13 protein-coding genes are annotated in these 9,814 nt (G+C 56.2%); 4 read left to right on the plus strand and 9 right to left on the minus strand.

Annotated features, from left to right (window positions below; all coding sequences use genetic code 11):
• The first annotated feature begins 197 nt into the window (after window positions 1–197).
• The 3 genes from ACIQ0R_RS01540 (at window position 198) to rpoH (ending at window position 2,438) form a co-directional block, all read left to right on the plus strand.
• Entirely contained in the window at window positions 198–923 is a 726-nt protein-coding gene (locus ACIQ0R_RS01540; protein WP_395822995.1) for a response regulator, read from the plus strand.
• The gene (locus ACIQ0R_RS01545) at window positions 920–1,297 is read left to right on the plus strand and encodes a GTPase (RefSeq protein WP_395822997.1); all 378 of its coding nucleotides are present in this window, start codon (window positions 920–922) and stop codon (window positions 1,295–1,297) included. Before ACIQ0R_RS01540 ends, ACIQ0R_RS01545 begins: the two co-directional genes overlap by 4 nt.
• Window positions 1,298–1,538: 241 nt before the next feature.
• A complete protein-coding gene (rpoH, locus tag ACIQ0R_RS01550; protein WP_395822999.1) occupies window positions 1,539–2,438 on the plus strand; it encodes an RNA polymerase sigma factor RpoH in 900 nt (299 codons plus the stop codon).
• A 136-nt stretch (window positions 2,439–2,574) separates the two neighbouring features.
• On the opposite strand, the gene ACIQ0R_RS01555 is transcribed toward rpoH, so the two are convergent.
• The 5 genes from ACIQ0R_RS01555 to ACIQ0R_RS01575 all read right to left on the minus strand — a co-directional run bounded on the left by ACIQ0R_RS01555 (window position 2,575) and on the right by ACIQ0R_RS01575 (window position 6,695).
• Window positions 2,575–3,207, minus strand: a complete 633-nt coding sequence (locus ACIQ0R_RS01555; RefSeq protein WP_395823001.1) for an SCO family protein — start codon at window positions 3,205–3,207, stop codon at window positions 2,575–2,577.
• Window positions 3,208–3,215: 8 nt separating this feature from the next.
• Window positions 3,216–4,100, minus strand: a complete 885-nt coding sequence (gene cyoE / locus ACIQ0R_RS01560; protein ID WP_395823003.1) for a heme o synthase — start codon at window positions 4,098–4,100, stop codon at window positions 3,216–3,218.
• Window positions 4,097–5,362, minus strand: coding sequence for a heme A synthase (locus tag ACIQ0R_RS01565; RefSeq protein ID WP_395823005.1), 1,266 nt, complete (start codon window positions 5,360–5,362; stop codon window positions 4,097–4,099). The genes cyoE and ACIQ0R_RS01565 overlap by 4 nt, the downstream gene beginning before the upstream one ends.
• A 7-nt stretch (window positions 5,363–5,369) precedes the next feature.
• Window positions 5,370–5,921, minus strand: a complete 552-nt coding sequence (locus tag ACIQ0R_RS01570) for an SCO family protein (RefSeq protein WP_395823023.1) — start codon at window positions 5,919–5,921, stop codon at window positions 5,370–5,372.
• 120 nt (window positions 5,922–6,041) lie between these two features.
• Window positions 6,042–6,695, minus strand: coding sequence for an SURF1 family protein (locus ACIQ0R_RS01575; RefSeq protein WP_395823007.1), 654 nt, complete (start codon window positions 6,693–6,695; stop codon window positions 6,042–6,044).
• A gap of 121 nt (window positions 6,696–6,816) precedes the next feature.
• On the opposite strand from ACIQ0R_RS01575, the gene ACIQ0R_RS01580 reads away from it, so the two are divergent.
• On the plus strand, window positions 6,817–7,017 hold the full coding sequence (locus ACIQ0R_RS01580) for a twin transmembrane helix small protein (RefSeq protein WP_395823009.1): 201 nt from the start codon (window positions 6,817–6,819) through the stop codon (window positions 7,015–7,017).
• Window positions 7,018–7,113: 96 nt separating this feature from the next.
• Here the strand turns inward: ACIQ0R_RS01580 and ACIQ0R_RS01585 are convergent, their stop codons facing one another.
• The 4 genes from ACIQ0R_RS01585 to ACIQ0R_RS01600 all read right to left on the minus strand — a co-directional run.
• The gene (locus ACIQ0R_RS01585; RefSeq protein WP_395823011.1) at window positions 7,114–7,974 is read right to left on the minus strand and encodes a cytochrome c oxidase subunit 3; all 861 of its coding nucleotides are present in this window, start codon (window positions 7,972–7,974) and stop codon (window positions 7,114–7,116) included.
• A 63-nt stretch (window positions 7,975–8,037) separates the two neighbouring features.
• The gene (locus tag ACIQ0R_RS01590; RefSeq protein WP_395823013.1) at window positions 8,038–8,253 is read right to left on the minus strand and encodes a DUF2970 domain-containing protein; all 216 of its coding nucleotides are present in this window, start codon (window positions 8,251–8,253) and stop codon (window positions 8,038–8,040) included.
• Between the two features lie 27 nt (window positions 8,254–8,280).
• Complete coding sequence (locus tag ACIQ0R_RS01595; protein ID WP_395823015.1) at window positions 8,281–8,865, minus strand: cytochrome c oxidase assembly protein; 585 nt, start codon at window positions 8,863–8,865, stop codon at window positions 8,281–8,283.
• Window positions 8,866–9,024: 159 nt separating this feature from the next.
• Window positions 9,025–9,814: cbb3-type cytochrome c oxidase subunit I (locus tag ACIQ0R_RS01600; protein ID WP_395823017.1), on the minus strand; the 790-nt coding region annotated here is incomplete at its 5' end.

Here is a 9,814-nt window from a genome sequence, read left to right on the forward strand (position 1 = left end):
CTCATAACAGCTGCACATTGGGAGGCGACTGAGATAGCATATATTCAGCCCGCGGCAAAAAACCAACAAACATTGCGCGAACGTTGATAAGGCAGCCTGCGACAGGTTCATCGAGGCTACTGCAAATAAGATAACAAGACTATCCGAACAGTTTACATAGTGGGATTTAAGGCAACAGGAAATGGGAAGGCTACCGCATGGCTAACATCCTAGTCGTTGATGACGAAATGGGAATTCGGGAATTGCTCTCGGAAATTTTAGGTGATGAAGGACACGTCGTAACCGCTGCCGAAAATGCGCAACAAGCTCGCGAATTTCGTCAGGGCGGCGTCCCCGATCTGGTGCTGCTCGATATCTGGATGCCAGACACCGATGGCGTAACGTTGCTCAAGGAATGGCAACGCGATGGACTGCTGACCATGCCTGTCATCATGATGTCAGGCCACGCCACCATCGATACGGCAGTGGAAGCAACGCGTATTGGGGCTTTGAATTTTCTGGAAAAACCGATTGCACTGCAAAAATTATTGAAAGCAGTTCAACAAGGCTTGGCACAGGGGCCTAAAGGCGGCCGGATGGCGACGCTGTATCCGCAACCGGTCGCGACCGCCAATGACTTGAATGAAGTCGTCGCGACGGCCGGCATGTATAGCGGCGGCCCGGCCCTATCCGAGCCGACCCACCTGACCACTGCGCCGTCGGTCGCTGCGACATCCGAGAATCTGTTCTCTTCGTCGTTCGGACTACCGCTGCGCGAAGCCCGAGATGCGTTCGAGCGCGTCTATTTCGAGTACCACCTGATCCGAGAAAGCGGCAGCATGACACGCGTGGCGGAGAAAACCGGGTTGGAACGAACTCACCTGTACCGCAAACTAAAACAGCTGGGCGTCGATCCTGGCAAGTTGTCCAAGAAGGGCGGATGACACTGACCACGCTGATTAGTGGCGCGCAAAGCAACATCCGTGAAGCAACTATCCGCGCTGCGATCGAGGCCGACATTGCCGCCCAAGGGTTCCTGCAAACGACAGCACTTATCCTGGAAGGCTTGTCGGACGGCAAGTTTGAGTCCGCCATGCCACCCGGCCTCGACATCAAACGCATCGCCCCCGGCTGTTTTTGCTGCATCGGCAACCTGACTCTGCGCGTTACCCTGAATCGTATCCTGCGCAAAGCGCCGAACCGGCTCTATATTAGTATTGCAGACAGCGCACATCTGCCGCAAATCCGCAGCTTTCTCAGCCGCGCGCCCTACGACACACTGCTTGCACTAACAACCGACCTGAGTTGCACGAGATAGCCAGTTGTCGCTGCGAATGAACGAAATTTCCTCTCCACAGAGCGCAACTTTCGCCGGATTTGCTCGGCTAACAGCCCAGCTATAAACAATCAAAAAAATACTACCAATAGTAAAAACCTATATTTCATACTTAAGAATTTCTATTAGCACTCTATAATAGGGAGTGCTAATATAATCCAGATCAAATGTCTGATCGTTGATCTACCGGCTGCAGCAAGGAGCCGGACAGCAAGGAGAAAGAATGAAAAATCCGTCAGTCAGCACCGCTTTAATGCCAACCGAATCACATGCCTTGGCGCTCGGCTTTTCCGGCACGCTCGGCAACATCGACGCCTATATCTCGGCCGTCAACCGGTTGCCGATGTTGACACACGATGAAGAAATTTCCCTCGCAAAACAACTACGCGACAAAAACGATCTCGGCGCCGCCCAGAAACTGGTGCTCTCGCATCTGCGCCTGGTGGTATCCATCGCGCGCGGGTATCTGGGCTACGGCTTGCCGCATGCCGACCTGATCCAGGAAGGCAATATCGGCCTGATGAAAGCAGTCAAGCGCTTCGATCCGGACCAGGGTGTCCGACTGGTGTCATACGCGATGCACTGGATCAAGGCAGAGATGCACGAATACATCCTGAAGAACTGGCGTCTGGTGAAAGTGGCCACCACCAAGGCGCAGCGTAAGCTGTTCTTCAATCTTCGCAGCCACAAGGAAGGTCTGGACGCGATGACGCCAACCCAGGTGGAGGCGCTAGCGAAGACGCTCAACGTCAAGCGCGAAGAAGTCGTCGAGATGGAAACCCGCCTGACCGGCCGCGACATCGCTCTGGATGCCCCGACCGACGACGATGACGACAAGTTCGCACCGATTGCCTACCTGTCGTCGGAACTGCAGGAACCAACCAAGGTGCTGGAAGCGCAGCAATACGACCGCATGCAGTCGGAAGGTCTGGAGTCGGCGCTGAGCAAGCTGGATGACCGCTCGCGCCGTATCGTCGAGGCACGCTGGCTGGCCAACGATGACGGCTCCGGCGCCACCTTACACGAACTGGCCGATGAGTTCGGCGTCTCCGCCGAGCGCATCCGCCAAATCGAAGCGGTTGCCCTGAAGAAAATGAAAGGATCGCTGGCAGCATTTACCTGACCGTTCTGGCGCCATGTTGGAGCAACAAAAATAAAGGCAGCCGAGGCTGCCTTTATTCATTGCGCGTTGTTCGTTGTTTATGATTCATAGCGGCCGGCAATACAACTGGGCAAGCTCGGCAATCCATCCCGGTACGTCACGATAGTAGCAATTTCAAGTCATGCGCAATCGGATCCGGCCCTTGCCCGTGCCTGATGAACAGACGGATGTGACCTTCGGGATCGAACACATAGCTGCCTGCGGTATGGTCCATGCTGTAACTGCCGGGCGTCTTGCCTGGTACTTTTTGATAGAACACGCGAAATTCCTTGGCCACCTTTTCAGTTGCTGCCTGATCGCCATACAGGCCGACGAAACTCGGATCGAAAGCCGGTACATACTTGGACAACAACTCCTGCGTATCGCGCTGCGGATCGACCGTCACGAACAGAACTTGCACCTTGCTCGCCAACAGCCCCAGTTCCTTCATCACGTTCGCCATCTCGGCCATGGTGGTCGGGCAAACGTCTGGACATTGGGTGTAGCCGAAAAACACCACGACTGCCTTGCCCTTGTAATCGGCCAGCGTACGCGGCTTGCCGGTATGGTCGATGAGTGCAAAATCGCGGGCGTAGCCAAGGCCGGTGACATCCGTATTGATAAACTCGCTCTTGGCTGGAGAGAGCGTCATTTCCTGGCTGCCAGCGCCTGACTTGTCGCCGCAAGCGACCAAAGACAAGGCCAGCAGCAAGCCCGCTAGAACGCAGATGACTGGTTTGACTCGCTTCATGTCAGCTTTCAGAACTTGAGATAGTGGTCGATCAGCAACGCGGTAAACAGCAGCGACAGGTAGATGATCGAATAAGCAAACGTCTTACGCGCAATCAGATCGGTGTAGTGGCGGTAAATCTGCCATGCGTACCACAAGAAAATGATGCCAAGAACTGCCGCGCTGGCGAGGTAGATCAGGCCGCTCATGCCGACTGCGAACGGCAGCATGGTCGTGGTTACCAGCGCAATCGTGTAAAGCCAGACCTGAAACTGGGTAAATGCCATACCGTGCGTAATCGGCAGCATCGGCAAGCCGGACTTTGCGTAATCGTCGCGACGATACATGGCTAGCGCCCAGAAGTGCGGCGGGGTCCAGACAAAAATGATCAGCACCAGAATCCAGGCTTGCATCGGCACATCGTTGGCGACCGCAGCCCAGCCGAGAGCCGGCGGCATGGCACCGGCGAGGCCGCCGATGACAATATTCTGCGGTGTCGCCGGTTTCAGGATGATCGTATAAATGATGGCATAGCCGACAAAGGTGGCGAAGGTCAGCCACATGGTCAGCGGATTGACGAAGTTGTACAGCACCCACATGCCGAGACCGCCTATCACGCCAGAAAAGACCAGGGTCTGACTGACGGTAATTTCGCCACGCGCCATCGGCCGCCTTGCAGTACGCGCCATACGCGAATCGATTTCGCGCTCGACCAGGCAATTGACGGCAAATGCGGCGCCGGCCAGCAGCCAGATGCCGATCGTGGCAGACACCACGCGTTGCCAATTGGGCAATTCCGGCGTGGACAGGAACATGCCGATCACCGCGCAAAACACCGCAAGCTGGGTTACTCGCGGCTTGGTCAGAGCCCAATACTGGGCCATTCGATTCGGAGGGGCGGTCAAAGCGGTCATAGGTGCGGGTTGAGGCGATCAGCAATTACTGGTTGGCTTGCCGCTGCCGGGGCCAAGCGTGATCCCTGGGCAAGTCTAGCCTTGTAGTTTAACATGACCAGCAATACCAGCAGCAGCGCCGCGCCGCCATTGTGGACCACCGCTATCGCCAATGGCCAGTTAAAGTAAATCGTCGCCAGGCCGGTCGCGAACTGCAAGCCAATCACAATGAATAACCAGCGCCCTATATTCTGCAAGCCGACCGTGCGTCGGGCTTTTGATGCCAGCCAGACGATGAAAGCTAACACGACGAAGGCAAAACTGCGATGCGTCCAATGAATTGCCGTCAGCGCCTGCAAGCTCAGGAAATCGCCGTCGGCCGTGAGACCCAGATGCCGCCATAGTGTGAAGCCGTTGGAGAAATCCATCTGCGGCACGATTGCACCGTGACACAACGGAAAATCAGTACACGCGAGAGCCGCATAGTTGGTGCTCACCCAGCCACCCAGCGCGATCTGCATCACCAGCAGCGCCAAGCCGATCATGGCTGGCTTAACCAGCCTGGCAGCGGCTGCGGCTACCGGCACGTGGTCGTTCTGACGGGCGCCAAGCCAGGTCATAGTCGCCAGCAAACTCAGGCCGAGCAGCAGATGGATGGCGACAATCACGGGCTGCAATTTCTGCGTCACGGTCCAGGCGCCGAAAGCGCCTTGCACGCAGACTAATAAAAATAGAAACGTTGGCAGCCACGGTGAATACCTCGCTCTCAAACCCGCGTCATTCGCGCGCGAGGGTGCATCCGGGTTGCTGCGAAGTTGGGATTGCTGCGTGCGCGGGAATGACGGGGTCGCCAATGACGGGGTCGCCACTGTCCCAGCCGGATTACGCCGGGTTCGCTTGAACCAGTTAATCCAGGCAATCGCCATCAAGGCAATGATCAGCACCCCTACCCCCATCGCAAAATAACGATGGGTCATTTCGATCCAGGCCTTCATCACAGTGACCGGGCCGGTCGGCATGGCCTCCTGCGCAGCGCTGATATGCGCGTGCGCCTGCAGCGGATTGGAGTGGCCATAACATCCCGGCCAGTCGGGGCAGCCGAGACCTGAATCGGTCAACCGGATGAACGCACCGAACATGATCAGATCGAAAGTCAGGAACAACGTCACCCAGACCAGCTTGCGGTATTTGTTGGTGTCGCTGGAAACCCAGACCACGCAGAGCGCCATCACGGCAACCAGCACGCCCATACTGCCCAATTGAATTAACATCGGTGTAGTCATGGTTGCCTCATCCAATGGCCGAAGCGCGCAGCAGCCTGGACAAATCTTTCTTGACCAGATTGGGATCTGCGTGCTTGGGGAAACGCATCATGAGGTTGCCGCGCGGGTCGATCAGGTAGATGTGATCGGCGGCGGTGGTGCCGGCTTCGGTCGGCAGCCAGGCCTTTAGCAGCGCCGGCTTGACGCGGAGCAGCCGGGTGCCGTCATATTCGCGCATCACGATGGTTTGCAACGGCTGCTCGTCGGTGATCAGCCAGACCCGTTCGATGCGCTCCATTTCCTTGCCCTGCATCAGCCGCAGTTGGCGCATATCGAGTAATTTTTCCTGACACGCCTTCTCGCAATCGCTGCCGTCGACCTGCACCATCAGCCATTTGCCCTTGTAGGCATCGAGCGTGAGCGGTGTGCCGTCGAGCGCAGTGCTGCCGAGATCGGGAATCGGATAACTGCGCGGGTCAATCAGCGCGCCGTAGTTGGTGCGGCTTTGCGGCTTGATCACGTAATAGGTGAAATAGGAGGCGATCAACGGCGCCGCACATACCGCGATGACGGCGAACAGCTTCCAGCGGCCGGCGCGACGCCGCTGACTGGCGGCCGCAGCGCCGTTGCTCGCCGTGCTGTCAGTAGAACTAAGGGCGGGCTGATTGGTTGCTATTTTTTGTTCCACTTCTGAATCCTGTCACAACAAAAAAATAAGGGCCATTGCTGCCAGCGCGTACCACTGAAATGCGTAGCCGCGATGTCTTTCGATGCCGAGCGAAGGTTTGGGCCAGTCGCGCAACAGATGATCTTCCGCGTTACTGGTCTGCTCGATGACAAAAGGCTGCAGCTTGAGCTTGCTGGCGGCAGCGAGTTCGGTGATGCCGAGATTCTGCAGAATGGCGCCAGGCCGCAACGGCGCCGGGTCGCCCAACTGCAGGACATGGCCAAAATTACGTCGGACCAGACCTTCCAGCTGTATCGTCCCGGACGGCGTCAGATACGGCGACAACCTGCTGCGGTCAGACGGATCGCGCGGCAACCAGCCGCGCGCCACCAAGACAGCATCTTCCGATTCCGCTATTTTAAATGGCATCACGACATAGTACCCGGCGACGCCATTCAACGGCCGGTTATCGAGATAGACCGGCCAGGCAGAAATAAATTTACCGCGCGCGGCAAGATGCCGATATTCAAGATCATCTACCTGCAGCGGCGACGACGCGTGCAACGCCTGGTTGAAATCCAGCATTGGCTCAGATTGCATTTTTTGCAATTTTATTTCAATCAGCTGCTTCTGATCGCCTCGCCTGGTTTGCCATTGCGCCAGCGAGATGCCGAGCGAAACCAGCATCACGGTGGCGATGCATGGAATCAGGCGAAAACGGAATCTGCATCCGAATCTCCTCCGCAACCTCAATCTGATTGGCATTACAATACAACCTCACCTAGTTAGCGCTCATGCCGGCCATAAAATGAAAATCGTCGTCGCCGTCGCATTCTTCCTGATCATTGGCAGCCTGTTTTCAGCACTGCTGTTCCTGATGCGCGACAAGGGCAAGAGCAACCACACAGTACAGGCACTGACCATGCGCGTCGGCTTTTCAGTAGCCTTGTTCATCCTGTTGCTGGTCCTGCATAAACTGGGATATATCCAGCCGACCGGGCTGCACTGATAGCCAAGCTGGCGCAGTACGCTACTCACTGGTTGCAGTAAAAAAGGCCGCACCGAAGTGCGGCCTTTTTTACTGCGCGAAAATCCGCTCTCGTCACTACAGCCAATACACGACGACGTACAGAGCGAGCCAGACAACGTCGACAAAGTGCCAGTACCAGGCGGCGCCTTCAAACGCGAAATGGTGGTCCGGCGTGAAATGCCCCTTCAGCACGCGGTACAACACCACCGACAACATGATGGCACCTATGGTCACATGGAAACCGTGAAAGCCAGTCAACAGGAAGAAGGTCGAGCCGTACACACCGGAAGTCAATTTCAGGTTGAAATCAGTGTACGCCTCAATGTATTCAGCGGCCTGGAAACCCATGAAAGTTGCGCCTAGCACAATGGTTGCAAACAGCCAGAATGCGGTCTTGGCGCGCTGGCCGGCACGCAGCGCGTGGTGCGAAATCGTCAGGGTAACGCCGGACGCCAGCAGCAACACCGTGTTGATGGTTGGAATCGGGAACGGGCCCATCGTGTTGAATGGCTCCACCGTGCCTGCCGGACCGGCATTGCCCCAATGGGCGGAAAAATCAGGCCAGAGGATCTTGTTATCGAGATCACCCAACCATGGCACGGAGATGCTGCGCGCATAAAATAAGGCACCGAAAAATGCGGCGAAAAACATGACTTCGGAGAATATGAACCAGCTCATGCTCCAGCGGTACGAGGTATCGATGCGGCTGCCGTAGAGGCCGCCTTCCGATTCGCGGATGGCATCGCCGAACCATTTGTAGAGCACCGTCAGAAATGACAAGATGCCGAGCACGCATAGTTCCGGGCCCCACACCAGGCTGTTGACCGAGGCCGCAGCACCAGCCATCGTCGCCAACAGCGAAACGCCTCCGAGTACTGGCCATCTGGACGGGCCGGGGACGAAATAGTAAGGTGCATTGCCTTGTTGAGAACTCATATCCATCTCCCGATACAATTTTTAGATACCACTTTAATTGATCACTACATTCTGTGTTGCGCGTTAACTGGCGACCACCAGCTTCACTATCGTGATCAGAACCGCAATAAAAATCAAGGCGCTGAGTAGCCCGGCGATGATAACGTGCACTGGGTTCAGCCCCGCAGCATCGCTTTCATAATCCTTCTTTTTGCGCACGCCGAAAAATGACCAGAATACTGCTTTCATGGCGGCGCCGAATGACGCTTTACGGCGACTTGCATCCTTCAAATCCGACATGAGACTCCTCTGCCTGGCACAACCAGATTAACCTGCGGGCTTGTCCGGCTGACCTGCAATTTCAAAAAACGTGTAGGACAGCGTAATCAGTTTTACATCTTTAGGTAGCGCCGGATCGATATAAAACACCACCGGCATTTCCTTGGCCTGGTGCGGGCCCAAGGTCTGCTGGGTGAAACAAAAACATTCGACTTTCTTGAAAAACGCCGCCGCCTGCATCGGCGCATAGCTTGGGATCGCTTGCGCATCCATCTTGCGCGCCTGCCTGTTCACCACTTCATACACTACTGTGGTCATCTCACCCGGATGAACCTGCACGCTGCTGACGGTTGGCCGGAAGCGCCATGGGCCTTGCGAATTGGCGTCGAACTCCACTGTAATGGTGCGGCTCTTGTCGACCTGCGTATTGGTCGGCGCTGCCACCGTGCCATCCTTGGGCGTGAGGTAATTGACGCCGGTGATTTCGCAGATCTTCTTGTACACCGGCACCAGGCCGTAACCAAAACCGAACATCATGACGGCAATCACCATCAGCTTGCCCAGCATCTGCCAATTCAATTTTCTTGAATACGCCTTGACGCCATCCCGATCGTTATCCGCTGGCGTGTTCATCTATCTAAACCACAACATCTTGACGAAGATCGCAATGAAGAAACCCAAGGCCAGCAAGCCTACCAGCACGCCGGTACGCAGGTTATTCGGTTTTTTCTGCTGACTCATGATGGCTACCCATGCGGAATTGGCCAGCGGCGGCAGTTGCCGCCGCTTCCATTATTTAAAGACTGGCGGTGTTTCGAATGTGTGGAAAGGCGCCGGACTAGGAACTGTCCACTCCAACCCTTCAGCACCTTCCCATGGCTTGTCGGCTGCTTTCTTGCCGCCCTTGATCAATGGAATCACCACGAAGAACAGGAAGTAGACCTGCGTCAGGCCAAAGCCAAAGGCGCCGATCGATGCCACCATGTTGAAATCGGTGAACTGCGCCGGGTAATCGGCATAGCGGCGCGGCATGCCGGCCAGGCCGAGGAAGTGCATCGGGAAGAAAGTGACGTTGAACCAGATCAGCGAATTCCAGAAGTGAATCTTGCCACGGGTTTCGTTGTACATGAAACCGGTCCATTTCGGCCCCCAGTAGTAATACCCGGCAAACAATGCGAACAACGAACCGGCCACCAGCACGTAGTGGAAGTGCGCCACCACGTAGTAGGTGTCCTGCATCTGGATGTCGATTGGCGTCACTGCCAGGATCAGGCCGGTGAAACCGCCCATGGTGAAAACGAAGATGAAGCCGATGGCGAACAGCATCGGCGTTTCAAAAGTCATCGACCCGCGCCACATGGTGGCGATCCAGTTGAAGATTTTGACGCCGGTCGGCACCGCGATCAGCATGGTTGCGTACACGAAGAACAACTGCGCTGTCACCGGCATGCCGGTGGTGAACATGTGATGCGCCCAGACGATGAACGAGAGAATTGCAATCGATGCGGTGGCGTAGACCATCGATGCGTAGCCGAACAATTGCTTGCGGGCGAAGGCCGGGATGATCTGCGAGACGATGCCA

The organism is Collimonas sp. (assembly GCF_044339385.1).
Classification (GTDB): Bacteria; Pseudomonadota; Gammaproteobacteria; order Burkholderiales; family Burkholderiaceae_D; genus Collimonas.